Raw genomic sequence first — 18,562 nt, 5'->3', positions numbered from 1 at the left:
CAGCCTTCGATTTGTTGAAAGCGCTGTCTTCAAGGCGGTTGGAATCTGTGTGAGCCCCCTAATTATACACGCCTCACAACAAAACTTAGAATGGTTACCGAAGCCCTCATTCACAGATAAGTTTATTAACTAGGAGGAAAGAAGAATGAAAAAAAAAGTAACGTTTATTACAGGTGCAGCAAGCGGAATCGGATATCAAATTGGCGAAGCATTTCTTAAGGATGGTTATAGAGTAGTTTTTACAGATATTAATGAAGAAAAAGTTAACGAGGTAACAAAAAACCTAAGAAAACAAGGATATGATTGTTTAGGATTAAAAGTGGATGTAACAAAAGAAGAAGATATAAAAGCCGCAATTGATGCGACAGTTGAAAAGTACGGTAGGCTTGATGTTCTTTTTAATAATGCAGGGTTGCAGCATGTTTCACCTATTGAAGAGTTTCCAACTGAAAAGTTTGAATTCATGATTAAAGTGATGCAAATCGCCCCATTTATTGCGACAAAGCATGTATTGCCAATTATGAAAAAGCAAGGTTATGGACGAATTATTAATATGGCTTCAATTAATGGGGTGATTGGCTTTGCTGGGAAGGCTGCATACAACAGTGCAAAACACGGAGTAATTGGATTAACAAAGGTTGCTGCACTTGAAACAGCAGAGCATAATATTACGGTGAATGCTCTTTGTCCAGGTTATGTGGATACGCCGCTCGTTCGTGGACAATTTGAAGATTTAGCAAAAACTCGTAATGTTCCTGTTGAAAAAGTAAAAGAAGAGGTGCTTTATCCATTAGTACCACAAAAACGGCTATTAGCAGTACAAGAAATTGCTGATTATGCTCTATTTTTAAGTAGTGAAAAAGCAAAAGGAGTTACTGGGCAAGCGGTGTTGTTAGACGGGGGATATACGGCACAGTAATAATAGTCCGTCTTACTAGCGCGGGTATATATACACCCTGACATTCTAAGTAGTAGGGTAGGTAAAGATGCAGATAATCTATTAGATAATGGGGTGGAATGATGATTGGTATTATACTAGGTTTAATTGTTTTGTTGACGCTTGCATTTATGGGGTGGTCGATCATTTGGGTTGCACCAATTGCGGCCGGTGTTGTAGCACTTACTGGTGGGTTAGATCTGTTAGATGCATACACAAATACGTATATGAGTGGGTTTGTGAACTTTGCAAAACAATGGTTCCCAGTATTCATGTTAAGTGCGATTTTTGGTAAATTAATGGAAGATGCAGGGATGGCAAAATCAATTGCTGTTGTTTTATCGAAATTAATGGGAACAAAACGAGCCATTTTAGGAGTTATTTTATCTTGTGCTGTTTTAACATATGGAGGAATTAGTTTATTCGTTGTAGTGTTTGCGGTTTACCCTCTTGCATTATCTTTATTCAGAGAAGCGAATATTAGTAGAAGAATCATGCCAGCTACGATTGCATTAGGTGCGTTTACCTTTACAATGACAGCGCTGCCAGGAACGCCGCAAATTCAAAACCTGATTCCAATGCCATATTTTCAAACAAATGCAATGGCAGCTCCAGTTATGGGAATTGTTTCTGCTTTAATTATGGCAATCGGAGGCTATTTTTATTTAATTTGGCGTCAAAAACAGCTTACGGAAAAAGGGGAAGGGTTTACAGAGCCAAAAGATACGAGCATGTTAAAAATAGAAGGGAATTCCCCGAACGTGTTCTTATCTTTATTACCACTACTAACCGTACTCTTAACATTAAACTTACTTGAATGGCATATTGTTGTGGCATTACTTTCTGGTATTCTATTAATCTTATTATTAAATATTACGAAAATGAAAGGCTTTGTAAAATCCATCAATAGTGGTGCGACAGGTTCGATCATAGCAATTATTAACACGAGTGCAGCAGTAGGGTTCGGGACCGTTGTTCAAGCAGTACCAGGCTTTAAAAAGCTTACTGAAATGTTAATGAATGTTCCAGGAAACCCACTTATCTCTGAAGCAATCGCTGTTAATCTATTAGCAGGTGCAACAGGTTCGGCTTCAGGTGGGATGGGAATCGCCCTAGAAGCATTGGGAGATCAATATTATCAAATCGCCCTGAGTACTGGAATTAGCCCTGAGGCATTTCACAGAATTGCTTCTTTATCTTCAGGGGGATTAGATGTCCTACCTCATAATGGTGCTGTATTAACGTTGCTAACCATAACGGGATTATCACATAAAGAAAGTTATAAAGATATTGCTGTTGTTGCAATCATTATTCCTATTATTGCAACGGTTGCAGCAATCGCGTTAGCTGCAATGGGGATCTATTAAGATTTAGGTTAAGAAGCTGTTCAATTGAGGGCAGCTTTTTCCTTTTTTCTACTATGTTATAATTGTTCTATTGATTGGAGGAGTATTCATGAAGCTAGATATGATAGGGCTTTCAATTGACTGGTTAATTGAGATCATTCACATAGGGATTGAACGAATTGTCATAGTGGATCGAGATGGAATCATTGTTTATATAGATGAGGCATATTGTGAGTTTATTGGTACGACTTTTGATGATGCAATTGGCCGATCAGTCCAAGAAATCATTGAAAATACACGAATGCATATTGTCGCAAAAACTGGCGAAAAAGAAATTGAAAATCTTCAACCTATTAATGGCAGTGTGATGATTGCCAATCGCTACCCTATTTTCATAGAGGGAAAATTAGTAGGGGCATTTGGGACGGTTATTTTTCCTGACCCAGATAACTTACGACATTTTAAAAATAAGATGAATAACCTTTTGGAAGAGCTAAACTTCTATAAAAATAAAGCAGTCAATGAATTAACAAGTAAATATTCATTCGATGATTTAATAGGAAACAGTGATACATTTAAAGCCGCAAAAGCATTGGGAGAAAAGGTTGCTGGGAGTGATTCATCTGTTTTAATTACGGGTGAGTCTGGTACCGGAAAAGAGTTATTTGCTCATGCGATTCATCATAGTAGTGCACGTAGTAGTTTTCCGTTTGTAGCTATTAACTGTGCTTCCATTCCGGAAGTGTTGTTTGAATCAGAGCTATTTGGTTATGAGGACGGAGCATTTACAGGAGCGAAAAAGGGAGGAAAAGAAGGCCTTTTTACAGTGGCAAATAAGGGGACGGTTTTTCTAGATGAGATTGGAGACATGCCGCTCTCTATGCAAAGTAAATTGTTACGAGCTCTACAAGAAAAAGAGGTACAACCTGTTGGGGGACAAAAGACCATTCCAATTGATTTACGAATTATTGCAGCCACGAATCGAGATTTAACGAAGATGGTAGAAGAAGGAACATTCCGTCAAGATTTATTTTACCGACTGAATGTGATTAACATAGAAATTCCTCCTCTTAGAAAGCGTAAGGAAGATATTGAAGCGATCTCTAATAATTTATTACAAAAGCTCGAGAGAAAATTTTATCGAAAAGGTACCAACTTATCTCCAGAAGTTGTTGCAAAACTAGAAAACCATAAGTGGCCAGGTAATGTTCGGGAACTAGAGAATGTACTAGAGAGAGCCATAAATGTTTTAGATGGTACGGTCATCAAATCCGAGCATCTGCCTTTATATATTAGGGATCAAGTAGATAAATCGGAAATAGAAACTCCTGTTATCGAAGCGTCTGGTAGTCTAATTTTATCAAATGTTCAACCCCTAAAAGAGACGATAGCTAAAGCAGAAAAGAAAGCTATTATACATGCACTTGAGGTAACAAGTGGAGATAAATTAGCAGCAGCCAAATTACTCGGAATAGGTAAGACAAGCTTTTATGATAAGTGTAAGGTTTATGATATTAGATAAAGTTACAGTTACAGAGTTAAAAGTCCTTTCATGATATTGAAAGGGCTTTTTACGGTTGAATGTACCTATTTTTTGTCTTACATAATAAAAATTTAAACACAAATAAAAAAAATACCCCACTTTGATAGCGCTTTAATGAAATTATAATGAAAAGATACACAATAAATCAAAGGGTCATAAACTGCCACATCATTGATTCCTTTTATTCCCAAGTATACGTAGTTCTTTACGTGTGCTACTATTTCAATAACACAAATCATTCAGAAAAATGGGTGTTTTTTATGAAGTTTCAAAATAAAATTCTTATCGCATTTTTGGTTTTTATTCTATTACCGATTTTTATTTTAGGTTTTGTTTCCTACCATGTCACTTCTTCAACGTTAAAAAACAAGGTTGGGGATGAAACGTTACATACGTTAGAAGCAATTGATCTAAATTTACAAATGATCTTGTCTGAGGTTGACAATTTATCAAATTACATTATTTCTTCTAGGGAAGTTCAAGACTTTATTAAATTTAATGACGAGCAATCATTATTGGATTTTTATAATCGAGGCCAAGCCATTGCTGGACTTATGTATGGTCAATCGAAACTTGATGATTTAGTTCTTTATAGTGCTAATGGTCATGTTTATAGTTTTAAAAAGCCAAGTATTCCTTCATTCGAACAGTTTCAAGAATCAGAGTATTTTAATCTTATGGTGGAGGGGGAAGGACGGCCAGTCTGGTTATCAACTGCTGAAAGTGACAAGTTTGTTGAAGGGGAGAAACCAATCTTCTCCCAAGGGCGTGTTATCAAGGACATTCATACTCTTCATGATATTGGATATCTCATAATTGACGTGAAGTTGGATCGCTTTGATGAAGTATTTAAAGGACTTCAACAGAAGGATTCTCAGGAAATGATTGTGAACCAAGAAGGAGAGATTGTTTATAACCGTAACCATGAATTGGTTGGTGAAACGATCGAGCTCCCAAAAGAAATGGTGACAAATCAAACTGGAACATTAATTAGTGATTGGGAAAAAGAAAAAAGTTTAATTACGTACATCCCGATTAGCTTTAATGAGAACGAAGATTCCGAGTTTTTCCTTGTATCCATCAAACCATGGAGCTTCATTACAGATGAAACGAGATTTATACGACAAGTGACAATTTTTTTAGTTATTTTTGTGACGGTGTTCGCTGTCTGTTTTAAGCAAATCTTTTTAAATAGGATTATCCAGTTTATAACAGAGTTTCAATATAATATGAAAAAAGTTGAAGAAGGACAATTATCCACTAGGATGAAAGCGTTTTCCTCCGTTGAGTTGAACCAGTTAGCGAAAGGGTTTAATCGAATGGTTGAGGAAATATCAACATTGTTAAAGAGAGTCAAAAATGAACAGGAACGAAAAAGAAGAGCTGAATTTAAAGTATTACAAAATCAAATTAATCCGCATTTCTTATATAACACGTTAGAGTCTATTAATTCATTGGCTGTATTACATGGAAGTAGAGATATTAGCAAGATGACAATCAATCTTGGAAAGCTTCTACGCCTTAGTATTAATTCAGATAACAAAGTAACGGTTAGAGATGAAGTACGTCATGTTATTAGTTATATGGAAATTCAGAAGGTTCGATTTGATGAAAGGTTTACGTTCGAAATTAATGTAGATAAACAATTAGAAACTTATGCTATCTTAAAACTCGTTCTACAACCATTAGTAGAAAATATATTAATTCATGCTTTTAATCGTAATAAAACAGATGGTGTCATAAAGATCCGTGGAAGAATGTCTGACAAAGAAGGATTCTTTTTTATTGAAGATAATGGCGTTGGAATGACAAATGAGGTCCTTTCCACTTTTAATAAATATAAACAAGGTTGCAAAGAATCGAAACGAAAGTTAGGTTGTGGAGTAATGAATGTTCAAGAACGCTTGGAACTTTATTATGGAGAACGTTACGGCTTGATGATCTGCTCTAAGGAGAGCAAAGGAACAATCATCAAGCTGACGTTTCCTTTAACTCAGGGGGAACAACATGACTTATAATGTGTTGCTAGTTGACGACGAATCGCTCATTCTTAGAAGTCTGCAGAAAATTATTGACTGGAAAGCTTTAGGTTGTGAGATTGCTGGAACAGCTAATGATGGCCAGGATGCAGCTCTTCTTGTTCAAGACATTCAGCCAGATATTGTAATAACTGATATTTGTATGCCCGAAATGAATGGGCTTGATTTATTAAAAAGGATTCAAACAATGCCGGTAAAACCAGAAGTGATTCTGTTAAGTGGCTACAATGAATTTGAGTATGCTAGAGAAGGCTTACAAAATAATGCATTTGATTATATTTTAAAGCCGATCGATCATGAAGAATTAGAAGAATGTATAAATAGAGTCATTACAAAATTTGAAGAATCAAGGAAGAAAGAAGATGAGCATCGGAAACACCTCATTTATGAAGCGATCACACTTGGAGAAACAAAGTTCAGTCTTGAAAATGATGATCGAACGTATGTGATTTCGGCATTAGAGTTTAATAAAGGATCAGCAAATGATGAACAACAGCTTAGGGACTGGGTCAAATTTGTGAGTGGAGAGCAATTCTCAGAAGTATTCTTATATAAATTTGAAAGTACACGCTATATCCTTGTTTGTTCTCACCTAAAGAAGAATAAAGGTTTAGCTGCTAAGGTTAAATTAGCAATGAAGGAGTTTGGTAATAAAATAGATGGGTTGGTGAAAATAGCTGTAGGTAAGGATGTAGTTGGAATGAATAACCTTTCCCAATCCTATCAGCAAACATGGAAATTATTAGACTCTGCTTCGTTTTTAAAAATGAATCTGATCTCTGAAGATCACATTAAAAGTGAATATCAATCAAAGTATTCTCCAGATGCAGCAATCAAAAAAGCAAAAAAATACTTACAGGAAAACTTTACAAAGGAAATTGGTATTGACTCTGTAGCTGAAGAAGTTGATTTAAGTGTCAGTTATTTTAGTGTTTTATTTAAGCAAAAAACGGGCGTAACATTTTTAGAATATGTTACAAACTTAAGAATTGAGCATGCCTGTGTACTGTTAAAAACGACGGATCTAAAAACCTATGAAATTGCCAACATGGTCGGTTACAATGACCAACGGTACTTCAGCCAAGTGTTTAAAAAACGGCAAAAAGTCACACCGAGTCAATATAGAAAAAGTGACTAGAATTGCTTTTAAAAGGGAGGCTCAAAATGAAAACAAATAACATTATTGGTCGTTCGCTTGTAATTGCGAGTTTATTTTTGAGCGCTTGTTCCACTACAGGAGGAGAAGTTCAGCATGAAACGGAGAAAAAACGGATTGAATTCTTCCAACCAAAACCAGAAGCTGTTGAATTTTTCAATGAGATGATTGACCAGTTTGAAATGCTTCATCCTAATATTGAAATTGAACAAGTAAACGTTCCCGACGGCATGGCTGTTTTAAAAACAAGGATTGCACGCGGCAACGTACCTGATATTTTTATCACTTATCCAATAGAGCAAGATTATGTTGTACGTGCGGAAAAAGGATATTTGTTAGATCTTACGAATGAAAATTTCATTCAACAAGTTGATCCTGAGATTCAAAATAGGTATTTAATTAATGAGAAAATGTATGGAGTAGCCTTATCACAAAATGCGGTTGGAGTCATTTATAATACCCATATATTTGAGGAATTACAGCTTGATATTCCGCAGACATGGGATGAATTTCTGCTCACACTAGAGAAACTAGAAATGGCAGGGAAACAGCCGATATTAATAGGCAATAAAGAACTTGAGAGCATAAGTGTTTTTAATTTAAACTTAATAGCTAACGAGTTTGATAGTGATTATTGGAATAAATTGAATCAAGGTGAAGTGACGATTACAAACGACCCGAGATGGATAGAAGCTTCAGAAAAAATGCTACAAGTACTAGATTACGTTCAAGACAACTCATTTAGTTATGATTCTGATGCGGTTATTCATGCATTTATTGAAGGCGAGGCAGCTATGTTTATTGATGGGGTGTGGATGCTTCCTCGAATAGAAAAGTTAGATCCTCAATTAACCTATGGGATATTTCCTTTTCCTGTTACAAATGATGTGGAAAGTAATAACGTTTTAGGGGGGGTTGATGGAGGGTTTGCGATTTCGGCCGATACGAACTACCCTGATGAAGCAAAGCTTTTTTTAGAGTTTCTTCTCACAAAAGAAAATGCGCAAAAATTCTCCGATTATGAAGGGAATATTAGTGCTGTAAAAGGAGTGAATATGAACAAGCCAGAAGTAAACCGTCTAGCCGAGCATGTTACTATGGGGAAGACAGTAAATTGGCCGAACCATCATTGGGCTGGAGGTACAGCTGCTGAAGCAGAGTTTAGAAGAATTTCACAGCAATTTTTTTTAGAACGTGATATTGATTCTTTTCTAGAGAATTTAGAAATAATGTTTCAGAATTATAGACAACAACAATAGGGTTAAAACGAGTCTTTCCCTTAAACAACATAAAAGGTGAACGAAAAAATCTTCCATTATAAGTGGAGGATTTTTTTGTTGAAAGTCTTTTTTAAAAGTACTAATAAAAAGAATTTCAACAAAAATCAAAGATATACCTCATTTTGAAAGCGCTTTATTAATTATACAATGAGCTTATAGAAGTCGAACAAAAACGGAGGTGTAGCCGAGGAATCTAGTGAATAGGTCACGTGGCAAGTTATGAAAGCGAAAACATTAAAGATTATAGGGGGAAATGAAATGAAACGTTGGGGATTGGGATTCCTTTCAATTGTAATGGCAGCAGGTATTGCTACAGGATGTTCTTCAAATGATGATGTTGTAAGTAATGAGGCAAGTAATAACAATCAGTCGGGAAGTAGCGGAGATGTAGTTAATCTCACCGTTTGGCATCCTGAATCAAGTAGAGAGATGACAGCAGCTTATAGTGAAATATTTGAGGAGTTTAACGAGATGCACAAAGGAGAGATTGAGGTAAGTTATGAGTTTATCCCACGAGGAAACCAATATGCTTACGAAGACCAAGTCTCCGCTGCTGCATCAAGTAGTTCATTACCTGATCTACTATCATTAGATGGACCTAACGTTGCTAATTATGCAGACTCAGGAATCATCCAACCAATTGATGGTTTAGTAGATAATATTGATGACTTTGTTGACTCAGTAATTGTTCAAGGAACATTTGGCGATGAGCTTTATGCTATAGGACCAACAGAATCTACGGTTGCGCTTTTTTATAACGTTGAAATGCTAGAAGAAGCAGGGATTACACCTCCTACAAGTTTAGAGGATGCATGGACTTGGGATGAATTTTACGAAGCAGCTAAGACACTAACAGACAGAGAAAACGGAATTTACGGTGTGAACTGGACACTTGATTACGGTGAATGGATCATTTATTTCTCAGGACCGACTGTTTGGAGTAACAGTGGAGGATTTATCGCAGAAGATGGCTCAACAACGGAAGGAATCATGAACAGCCCTGAAACAATTGAAGCACTTGAATTCTTACAAAAGTTTGCGGAGGAAGGACTTGTCAATCTTCAGCCTACACCAACAGAATTCGAGGATGGCAATGCAGCTATGATGCTAATGGGATCTTGGCAATGGGAAAACTTAAAAGAATACCCAGATACGGAGTGGGGAATCACATACTACCCAAGAAGTCCAAAAGGCGAACAAGTATCTCCATCGGGTGACTGGACGTGGGGAATGTCAACAAACACTGAGCATCAAGAGGAAGCAGCTCTCCTGTTAAACTTCTTAACAAATGAAGAGAATGGATTAAAGCTTGCACTAGCATCTGGAAAGCCAGCTGCACGAAAGTCTGCATTTGACAACATGACAGAGTGGAATGAATTGCCTCTTCGTGTGCTGAAGGATCAAGTTATTGAAACATCACACCCAAGACCTCGTACAACGTCTTACCCGGTATTATCTGCACGATACGGAGAAGCTGTACAAAATATATTCCTTGGTGCAGATGTTAAAGAAGAGCTTGATCGAGTGGCAAGTGAAGTCGAAAGAGACATCGAAAGACAAAGTAGATAACCCGATGTTTATATTCCAAGGGGGGGCACCTCCCTTGGAACATAATAGAGTGATTTTAAAGTTTTAGTAAAAGAAAAGGTGGTGTGACTTGATGGAGGCTGCAAAAAAAGAACGATTTGAACCACAAAGTCCAAACCCAATCAAAATGGTAAAAAGAAATAATCCGAATCGAATGACGTATAAAAGACAGAAGAAAGTTCTTGGAATCCTCTTTTCATTACCGGCACTCGTATTGCTTTTTACGTTTTTGATTCTCCCGGTCATTCTCGCATTTATTTATAGTTTTATGGACTATGCGATGTTACGCCCAGGTGAAAAAACATTTATCGGACTTGATAATTATCAGAGACTATTAACGGATGGGAACTTTCTTAACGCATTAAAAAATACCATGTATTTTACAGCTGTCGTTGTGCCGCTACAATCATTAGTTGCCCTTGGGCTAGCGTTGCTGGTTAATAAAAAAGTAAAACTAGCTTCTCTAGGTCGGGTGTTCTTCTTTAGTCCAGTTGTCACTTCCATGGTCGTTGTTGCGATCCTTTGGACGTTTTTATATAACGTTGAAAATGGACTAATTAATAGTGTTTTAAATTTATTTGGAATCCCTAATCAGCCTTTTCTACTAAGTCCAAATCAAGCCATGAATTCTATTATCTTTATGTCAATTTGGCAGGCTGCAGGGTTTCAAATGATTATATTCTTAGCAGGTCTAAAAGAAGTCCCCGAAGAATTATATGAAGCCGCCGAAATTGATGGGGCAAATGCATGGAGAAAATTTTTAAATGTAACACTGCCAGCACTGAAACATGTGACGGCCTTTGTACTAATTATTACGACGATTCAAGCGTTCCGGTTATTTGTGCAACCATTTGTAATGACAAATGGAGGTCCAAGTGGGTCGACAAAAACGCTCGTCTATATGTTGTATGAGGAAGGGTTTCAGTTCCGAGATGTTGGCTACTCTTCGGCCATATCAGTTGTGTTCTTTATAATCGTTTTAAGTGTTTCATTAATTATGAAAAAGATCCTTGTGAAAGAGTAGAGAGGGGAGGGAATGGGATGAACTACAAAACAAAAAAACGTCTGGCAAAAGTGGGTGTTAATCTAACCATCATTGTTGTCGGGTTACTTTTCATAGCGCCTCTTTTATGGATGATTATCTCGTCTTTGAAGCCAGAAACGAAAATATTCACGCAAATGGGTCTTGAAGCTTTTATTCCAGAAAGTCTTACTTTTGAAAATTACTATAATATTTTATTTAACAAAGAAACGGGCACCAACTTCTTTTTGTATATGTGGAATAGCTTATATACAGTTGGAATGATTGTCATATTAGGTCTAATTGTAAACTCTCTTTGTGCCTATGCTCTTGTTAAGTTGAAATTCCCTGGGGCCGGGCTAATCCTTATGATCATTATCGCTCTATATATTGTTCCATTTGAAAGTGTATTGATTCCACTTTATTTAATTGTAAATGCGTTTGGGTGGGTAAATGAATATCCAGCATTGTATGTCCCATTTATCGCTAACTGTTTTAACATCTTTTTGTTCCGTCAATTCTTTTTAAATATACCAAAGGAATTAGAAGAAGCTGCCCATATAGATGGGGCATCTCCATGGACGACATTCTGGCGCATTATCGTTCCAAATGCAAAGCCGGTATTTGCAACATCAGCGATATTAACCTTTGTTACTCATTGGAGCGATTTTATGTGGCCATTAATTGTGACAACCGGTGCATCCAAGAGAACGGTGCAAGTAGGGATTCAGTATCTATTTACGGATAACAACATACAGTACGGAGAAATCATGGCTGCCCTATCATTAACAACGATCCCTGTCATTCTAATCTTCTTATTTTTCCAACGCTATTATGTTCAAGGGATTACATCGAGTGGAGTAAAAGGATAAAAGTTACTTTAAAGGCGGTAGGAACGTGGTTTACCGCCTTTTTTAGAAAAAGGAGAGATATCTGACATGTACAACGAACGTTATAGACCGCAATTTCATTTTTCGCCGAAGGAAAATTGGATGAATGATCCGAATGGCTTAGTTTATTTTGAAGGAGAATATCATTTATTCTATCAGTATCATCCAGATGGCACAAAGTGGGGGCCCATGCATTGGGGTCATGCAGTCAGTAAAGATTTGATTCATTGGGATCACTTGCCAATTGCTTTGTTTCCTGATGAGCTTGGGACGATATTTTCCGGGTGTGCGGTTGTTGACTATGGCAATACGAGTGGCTTAAAAGACGGTGATGAGGATGTTATGGTTGCGATTTTTACACAACATGAGGAGGGGAACCAAAAGCAGAGTATTGCTTACTCTCATGATAGGGGACGGACATGGATGAAGTACCAAAATAATCCAGTGATTGCTAATCCAGGGTTAAAGGATATCCGTGATCCAAAGGTGTTTTGGCACAAAGATGCAAAGAAATGGATCATGTCACTAGCTTGTGGGGATCATATCCGTTTTTATGGATCTTCAAATTTACTAGAATGGGAGCATATGTCCTCATTTGGAGAAGGGTATGGTGCACACGGAGGAGTTTGGGAATGTCAAGACCTAATTGAAGTACCCGTTAAAGGAAGCGAAGAAAAGAAGTGGGTTTTAATTGTAAGCATTAATCCAGGTGCTCCAAATGGGGGTTCTGGGATGCAATATTTTGTTGGAGAATTTGATGGGGAAACTTTTCATTCTGATGAAAGTCCTGAAACGACGCGTTGGGTAGATTATGGTCGGGACTTTTATGCTGCGGTCTCATGGCTTGATACACCAACGAGAGAACGGATCTGGATTGGTTGGATGAGCAACTGGCAATACGCTAATGAAGTCCCGACACATCCGTGGAGAAGTGCGATGTCAATTCCACGTGTCCTCACATTAACGAAAACGGACAGTGTGTACAATTTAGTTCAAACGCCTGTTAAAGATATAGAACAATTAAGAACCCGCGAAACGATAGAAGAACATGATGTAATCATCCATAAAGAAAAACCATTAAAGTTATCAGGTGTTGGCCCTCTATTAGAAATGGATATAGAAGTGAAAGAGGCCCAAACTGATTCTTGGGGGATTCATGTTCGACACGGAGAGTCTCAAACCACCATTGCTTTTCATTTGAAGGAAGGTCAGTGGTTTATTGATAGAACACAAAGTGGAGAGGTTGACTTCTCAAGGGAGTTCCCAAGTAAAGACATCGCTCCATTCGAAAAAGAAGTAAAAAAGGTCCAATTTTACCTAGATACCTCTTCGCTAGAAGTATTTTTGAATGATGGAGAAAGTGTGATGACGGAGCTCATTTTCCCATCACAAGAAGATGTAGAAATGGAATTGTTTGCTACAAATGGAGAAGTAGTATTTGAAAATGTTAAAGTAACCAATTTAAAAGGAATCTGGGAAAAAGAAAGAGAGTTGTAATGAAATGAATGTATGGGATGGAAAGACAGCAAAGACATTAAATAAGCTAACCAATATAGTTATTTTAAATCTGCTTTGGATTTTGTTTTCTATTCCAATCGTTACCATTGTACCCGCTACGGTGGCAATGGTTGGTGTTGTGAAAAAGTGGCACCTTGAGAAAGAAGAGCGAGTCTTAAAGCCTTTTTTACAAATTTTCCGAATGAAGTTGAGACAAAGTCTATTAATCGGTGTTCCGTGGCTCATGATTGGTGCGTTGTTATTATTCGATTTGACTGTCTTTTTCAATATCCCAAACGGGTTCGTTCGAATGGCACTTATTGTTATAACTAGTTTTGTCATTTTGTTATACCTTTTTACAAGTGTTTATCTAGTCCCAGTTATGCTTAATGAAAATAACCTGAAAATAAAACCAATGATAAAACGAGCATTTGCACTGTCTTTTTATGATTTGTCCGTTTCATTTTCGGTAGTAGTCATTACGGTATCAGCTATTTTTGTTGTCTCATTATTTCCGGTAACGATCATCTTCATAGGTGCTTTAACAGCCATGATTAACTATCGCTTTTGTCATAAGACGTTTCAAAAGGTTGAATCGCATAACATGACTAAAGCACACGTAAAGAAACACTGTTTTTAATAAACAGTGTTTCTTTAGTATATTTCTAATACTTAGTACGTTTTGTCACCATTAAAAATAGAGTTTTTAACAATAACATAGTCTACGTGGCGGATTGAGTCTAATTTCGTTCCACCTGCATAAGAGATAGAAGATTGTAGGTCTTGCTCCATTTCAGTCAATGTATCTTGTAGAGCCCCTTTATGCTCAACAACGATTTTTTTTCCTTCTACATTCTTCTTCTCACCTTTTTGGAACTCAGAAGCTGAACCAAAGTATTCTTTATAAAGCTTTCCATCTTTTTCGATTGTTTCTCCTGGTGATTCTTCATGTCCAGCAAATAGGGAACCGATCATCACCATCGTTGCACCGAAGCGAACGGATTTAGCGATGTCGCCATGAGTGCGGATTCCGCCGTCTGCAATAATTGGCTTACTTGCTGCCTTTGCACACCAGCGAAGAGCTGCTAATTGCCAGCCTCCCGTACCAAAACCAGTTTTAATCTTCGTAATACATACTTTTCCTGGTCCAATTCCAACTTTTGTTGCATCTGCACCGGCATTTTCCAACTCTCTTACTGCTTCTGGTGTTCCAACATTACCTGCAATGACAAAGCTTTCAGGTAAAAGTTTCTTAATATGTTGAATCATTTCGATTACTGCATTGGAATGACCATGTGCGATATCGATCGTAATGTATTCTGGTGTAAGCTTTTCATCTGCAAGTTGTTGAACAAAGCTATATTCTTCGTCCTTGACTCCGACACTAATAGAAGCAAATAGACCACGTGCATGCATATCTTTTATAAAATCAAGGCGCTTTTCTGGCTCAAAACGGTGCATCACGTAGAAGTAACCATTTTCAGCTAAGTAAAGAGCGATCTTCTCATCTATAATTGTTTGCATATTTGCAGGTACAACAGGTAATTTGAAAGAACGTCCACCTAATGTTGTTGTTGTATCACATTCTGAACGGCTATTAACAATACATTTTGCTGGGATTAATTGAATATCTTCGTAATCAAATACATTTTCCATAGGTATCCACCTCTAAATACGAATATTGTGGTTTGTGTCAAACGGAAATGTTCGACCCTTAGGTACTTTACAATAGTTTGGTTTCGATGTCAATGAATTAATGAAAATAGGGCTTATTAAATAGAAAAGGCTTTCATTCAGGAGTAAATTAGGATTTGGTAATTCGACCTTATCCTCTTCATCGTAAACAGGAAATTTTATAAAAATAATATTGATTTTCTTTATACAAAGACAGGTCATCCTGTCTTTTTTTCATTGTAGTTAACTATAGTCCTATGCGTTTTGTAAATTATTTCTAAAAAGTCCTTTAATTATGAAAAAAGTAATATATTTTCTGAGAAAGGGTCTTATAATAAAAAGGTATGTTAATAGATGAGGAGTGAAAGCTATGTCCTTTATTAAATTCCTTTTGGACAGAAAAATTGTGGTTGGGCTCATGGTCGTCTTTATATTTTTCATTGGTTTATTCTCAGTAACAAAATTAGATCAAGAACTGTTTCCTCCGATTTCCTTTGATATGGCTTTGATTCAAGTGGATGCAGGAGAACTTGCAACAATGGATGTTGAACAACAAGTCACCCACCCTATAGAACAAATAGTAAGCAGCATAGACGGTGTTGAGTCGTATGAATCTTCTTCCTATATAGGGCAAAGTGCCATAACGGTATATATAGAAGAGGGTAGAGGTGATGAAGTTTTTAAGGATATAGAAGCTCAAATGTTATCACTCCAATCACAGGTGCCAGCTATCAACCAACTAGAAACATTTCAGTTTTCCACGGAACAGCCATTTGATTTCTTTATGTCAATTTCAAATGGATCGATGGAAGAAATGACGGAATTCGCAAAAAATGTAGTGAAGCCACGGCTGGAGGAATTGTCAGAAGTTCGTGAGGTAAGGTTTGATGGGCTAGAAAACTACGAAGTTTCCATACAATTTAATCAAGATACAATGGAAGAACTGAATATAGATGTAAACCAAGTCATTCCAATGATTCAACAGTCTAATCTCATTACTTCATTAGGAACATTTACGGAAGAAGAGAATGAGCCAACCATAAGGTGGGACACGACTTATGAAGAGATTGAGCACATTGAAAATTTGTTGATTCATACGGCCGATGGCGTAAAGAATTTATCTGAAATAGCAGACGTTTCACTAGTAAGAAGTGATGTAAGTTCAGCAGTTTGGAAGGATGGCAGCAAAGATTTTATCTTTACACAAGTTGGACGTGTATCGAATGTGACACAAATTGAAATGGCAGAAGCGGTACGAAGTGAAGTCGAAAAAATTAAAGAAGAAGGTCTAGTAAGTGGTTTCGACTTTGAGTACATTGTGTCACAAGCCGACTATATAGAAGATGCCATTGATGGGGTAACTTATAATATTTTGCTTGGTGGATTACTCTCTATCCTAACACTCATCTTATTTCTAAGGAACATAAGAGCGACATTCATCATTGGAATTTCTATACCCGCTTCGATTTTACTAACCTTTTCAAGTATGTGGATTCTTGGATATAGCTTTAATATCATCTCATTAATTGCGTTAGGATTAGGAATTGGGATGATGGTCGATGCTTCCATTGTCATTATGGAATCTATCTATAGAAAGAAAGAACAAGGGTTAGGTAATAGGGAGGCTGTCCTGAAAGGAATCAAAGAAGTAGCGACCGCAGTATTAGCTTCGATGCTTACGACAGTTGTAGTCTTTTTACCTATTGGGCTGCTAGGTGGAGAGACCGGTAAGTTTATGATGATCTTATCTGTCGTTGTTATTGTTACGTTAGTAAGTTCAGTCATTGTTTCTTTTACTCTGATTCCTTCGTTATCGGAAACCTTTTTAAAAGTTCGTACCAAACAAAATAAAAAAAGGGAAAACCGAACAATTCGTGCGTATGGATCGATTCTTTCTTGGATGACGGAAAAGAAACGAAGACGATATGGAGTCATAAGTTTGTTTGTGGCCATGTTTATCGGTTCCCTTTTTTTAACAACAAAGATACCAATGACGATCATGCCTGATGTATTTAACCGTTATTCTGAGATCATGGTTACTCTTGAAAATGGGGTAACCCCAGCTGAAAAAGAGGAAATTGTTAGCGAAATGAACAATAGGCTGGAAACCATTACGGATGTAAAAGAGAATTTTGTCTTAGATCACGTCGAATATCTCTACGTTTTAATTAATATGACAACAGGTGATGACGTGACCGTTGAACAAAAAGAAATCAATGAGAAAATTTTTAACGAACTAAGGCAGTTAGAAGAGTCTCATCCGATTCTAAGTGTGAACTCCGCGTTAGATGAAGGAGGCGGTGGATTCCCAGTACAAATAGAGATTACAGGGGAAAACATAGACAAATTATCAGAACTAGCTGAAGATGTAAAAGCCGAGATTAATCAAATCGATGGAATTGTTGGAGCGAAACGAACATTGGATAAGCAAGTTGAAGAGCAGCTCATTGTTTTAAACGAAGATCAAATGAAAGAAGACGGCGTAACAGCTATGCAACTTTTTCATGAGATCCATGCTAATCAAGCCAAACAACCAATTGGTCACCTATCTAATTCTGATGCATCCCCTATTTATGTTGAAACAGATAATACAATCGTGAAAAAGTCAGATTTACTGGCTCTTGAAATAAACACCCTACAAGGTCAGAAGCCTTTATCTGACTATATGGAGTTAGAGACGATTATGGCTCCGACGCAAATTGATCGAAAAGATGGGGAGCGTGTTGTAAAAGTTTTAGCAGATATCTCTGGGCGTGATTTAGGTTCCATTAATCGTGATGTTCAAGCGCTTATACAGCAGTTTGAAACCGCAGAGGGTTACACGATTTCCATTAGTGGGGATTTAGAGGCGCAGCAGGAAGCCATTCAAGAGATACTTCTTATTTTAGGAATTGCTATTTTCTTAGTATATGTTGTCATGGCTGTTCAATTTAATCATCTCGTTCACCCAATCATTGTCATGACGATCATTCCTATGACAATAACTGGTGTCATTCTTGGGCTGTTTATTACGCAAAGAGAGTTAAGCATCATGTCAGCCATGGGGGTAATCATGTTAATCGGAATTGTTCTAAACAATGCTATTCTTCTTATTGACCGAACGAAGCAATTGCGTTTTGAAGATAAGTCTGTTCATGAAGCGGTTATAGAAGCAGGGAAGAATCGAATTCGCCCAATTTTCTTAACAACATTAACGACGGTTGCCGGAATGTTTCCATTGGCTGTTTCTACAGGGGTTGCAAGTAATTATCAAGCACCGCTTGCAACGGTGGTTATTACTGGACTATTGTTTGCTACTTTGATCACGTTATTGCTGATTCCAGCTGTTTATATGTTATTTGATGATGTGGCAGTTGGTGTTAGAAGGATTTTTCATAGAGGTAGGAAAGGAACGAAAGAGGAATTGGTAGAGACAAATACTAAAACAGATATTTCTGATTGATTTTAGAATTTAGAGGAATAGCCAAGAGATTACTGGCTATTCCTTATTAAATTTCCTAGATATTGGACTTAGAGGAAGAACTTGAGAAAAAGCTAGTATTGAATATATGCTATTTTAGTAATATGATAAATTTAACTTTTTGATTGTGTA

General features: G+C 37.0%; 13 protein-coding genes. 12 read left to right on the top strand and 1 reads right to left on the bottom strand.

The window, feature by feature from the left end:
• Positions 1-145: 145 nt before the first annotated feature.
• From SAY88_RS11070 to SAY88_RS11020, 11 genes are all read left to right on the top strand, one after another.
• Positions 146-919, top strand: coding sequence for a 3-hydroxybutyrate dehydrogenase (locus SAY88_RS11070; RefSeq protein ID WP_332631814.1), 774 nt, complete (start codon positions 146-148; stop codon positions 917-919).
• 101 nt (positions 920-1,020) lie between these two features.
• Positions 1,021-2,304, top strand: a complete 1,284-nt coding sequence (locus SAY88_RS11065) for a GntP family permease (protein ID WP_332631908.1) — start codon at positions 1,021-1,023, stop codon at positions 2,302-2,304.
• A gap of 88 nt (positions 2,305-2,392) precedes the next feature.
• Positions 2,393-3,805, top strand: a complete 1,413-nt coding sequence (locus tag SAY88_RS11060; protein WP_332631812.1) for a sigma-54 interaction domain-containing protein — start codon at positions 2,393-2,395, stop codon at positions 3,803-3,805.
• Between the two features lie 281 nt (positions 3,806-4,086).
• Positions 4,087-5,844 carry a cache domain-containing sensor histidine kinase gene (locus SAY88_RS11055; protein WP_332631810.1) on the top strand — a complete coding sequence of 586 codons (1,758 nt, stop codon included), beginning with the start codon at positions 4,087-4,089 and terminating at the stop codon, positions 5,842-5,844.
• On the top strand, positions 5,834-7,003 hold the full coding sequence (locus tag SAY88_RS11050; RefSeq protein ID WP_332631808.1) for a response regulator transcription factor: 1,170 nt from the start codon (positions 5,834-5,836) through the stop codon (positions 7,001-7,003). The genes SAY88_RS11055 and SAY88_RS11050 overlap by 11 nt, the downstream gene beginning before the upstream one ends.
• Before the next feature lie 26 nt (positions 7,004-7,029).
• Positions 7,030-8,280, top strand: coding sequence for an ABC transporter substrate-binding protein (locus SAY88_RS11045; protein ID WP_332631806.1), 1,251 nt, complete (start codon positions 7,030-7,032; stop codon positions 8,278-8,280).
• A gap of 279 nt (positions 8,281-8,559) precedes the next feature.
• Positions 8,560-9,870: a sugar ABC transporter substrate-binding protein gene (locus SAY88_RS11040; RefSeq protein ID WP_332631805.1), complete on the top strand. Its 1,311-nt coding sequence runs from the start codon at positions 8,560-8,562 to the stop codon at positions 9,868-9,870.
• A gap of 91 nt (positions 9,871-9,961) precedes the next feature.
• Complete coding sequence (locus tag SAY88_RS11035; protein WP_332631803.1) at positions 9,962-10,912, top strand: carbohydrate ABC transporter permease; 951 nt, start codon at positions 9,962-9,964, stop codon at positions 10,910-10,912.
• Between the two features lie 17 nt (positions 10,913-10,929).
• Complete coding sequence (locus tag SAY88_RS11030) at positions 10,930-11,781, top strand: carbohydrate ABC transporter permease (protein ID WP_332631801.1); 852 nt, start codon at positions 10,930-10,932, stop codon at positions 11,779-11,781.
• A gap of 66 nt (positions 11,782-11,847) precedes the next feature.
• Complete coding sequence (locus SAY88_RS11025; RefSeq protein WP_332631800.1) at positions 11,848-13,296, top strand: glycoside hydrolase family 32 protein; 1,449 nt, start codon at positions 11,848-11,850, stop codon at positions 13,294-13,296.
• A 4-nt stretch (positions 13,297-13,300) separates the two neighbouring features.
• The gene (locus SAY88_RS11020; protein ID WP_332631799.1) at positions 13,301-13,936 is read left to right on the top strand and encodes a YesL family protein; all 636 of its coding nucleotides are present in this window, start codon (positions 13,301-13,303) and stop codon (positions 13,934-13,936) included.
• Positions 13,937-13,968: 32 nt separating this feature from the next.
• Here the strand turns inward: SAY88_RS11020 and guaC are convergent, their stop codons facing one another.
• A complete protein-coding gene (gene guaC, locus SAY88_RS11015) occupies positions 13,969-14,952 on the bottom strand; it encodes a GMP reductase (protein ID WP_332631798.1) in 984 nt (327 codons plus the stop codon).
• Positions 14,953-15,340: 388 nt separating this feature from the next.
• On the opposite strand from guaC, the gene SAY88_RS11010 reads away from it, so the two are divergent.
• Positions 15,341-18,412, top strand: coding sequence for an efflux RND transporter permease subunit (locus tag SAY88_RS11010; protein WP_332631796.1), 3,072 nt, complete (start codon positions 15,341-15,343; stop codon positions 18,410-18,412).
• Positions 18,413-18,562: the final 150 nt, after the last annotated feature.

This window comes from Halalkalibacter flavus, from assembly GCF_036663575.1.
Taxonomy (GTDB): Bacteria; Bacillota; Bacilli; order Bacillales; family Bacillaceae_D; genus Halalkalibacter; species Halalkalibacter flavus.
Note: the sequence above shows the minus strand (reverse complement) of the source record. Positions and strands in the feature narration are given on the sequence as shown.

Excerpts from the sequence above, each read along its gene's own strand:
- SAY88_RS11030 (WP_332631801.1), top strand. The coding sequence starts at position 10,930 with ATGAACTACAAAACAAAAAAACGTCTGGCAAAAGTGGGTGTTAATCTA.
- guaC (WP_332631798.1), bottom strand. The coding sequence starts at position 14,952 with ATGGAAAATGTATTTGATTACGAAGATATTCAATTAATCCCAGCAAAA.
- SAY88_RS11025 (WP_332631800.1), top strand. The coding sequence starts at position 11,848 with ATGTACAACGAACGTTATAGACCGCAATTTCATTTTTCGCCGAAGGAA.
- SAY88_RS11055 (WP_332631810.1), top strand. The coding sequence starts at position 4,087 with ATGAAGTTTCAAAATAAAATTCTTATCGCATTTTTGGTTTTTATTCTA.
- SAY88_RS11050 (WP_332631808.1), top strand. The coding sequence starts at position 5,834 with ATGACTTATAATGTGTTGCTAGTTGACGACGAATCGCTCATTCTTAGA.
- SAY88_RS11020 (WP_332631799.1), top strand. The coding sequence starts at position 13,301 with ATGAATGTATGGGATGGAAAGACAGCAAAGACATTAAATAAGCTAACC.
- SAY88_RS11060 (WP_332631812.1), top strand. The coding sequence starts at position 2,393 with ATGAAGCTAGATATGATAGGGCTTTCAATTGACTGGTTAATTGAGATC.
- SAY88_RS11070 (WP_332631814.1), top strand. The coding sequence starts at position 146 with ATGAAAAAAAAAGTAACGTTTATTACAGGTGCAGCAAGCGGAATCGGA.
- SAY88_RS11010 (WP_332631796.1), top strand. The coding sequence starts at position 15,341 with ATGTCCTTTATTAAATTCCTTTTGGACAGAAAAATTGTGGTTGGGCTC.
- SAY88_RS11040 (WP_332631805.1), top strand. The coding sequence starts at position 8,560 with ATGAAACGTTGGGGATTGGGATTCCTTTCAATTGTAATGGCAGCAGGT.
- SAY88_RS11065 (WP_332631908.1), top strand. The coding sequence starts at position 1,021 with ATGATTGGTATTATACTAGGTTTAATTGTTTTGTTGACGCTTGCATTT.
- SAY88_RS11045 (WP_332631806.1), top strand. The coding sequence starts at position 7,030 with ATGAAAACAAATAACATTATTGGTCGTTCGCTTGTAATTGCGAGTTTA.
- SAY88_RS11035 (WP_332631803.1), top strand. The coding sequence starts at position 9,962 with ATGGAGGCTGCAAAAAAAGAACGATTTGAACCACAAAGTCCAAACCCA.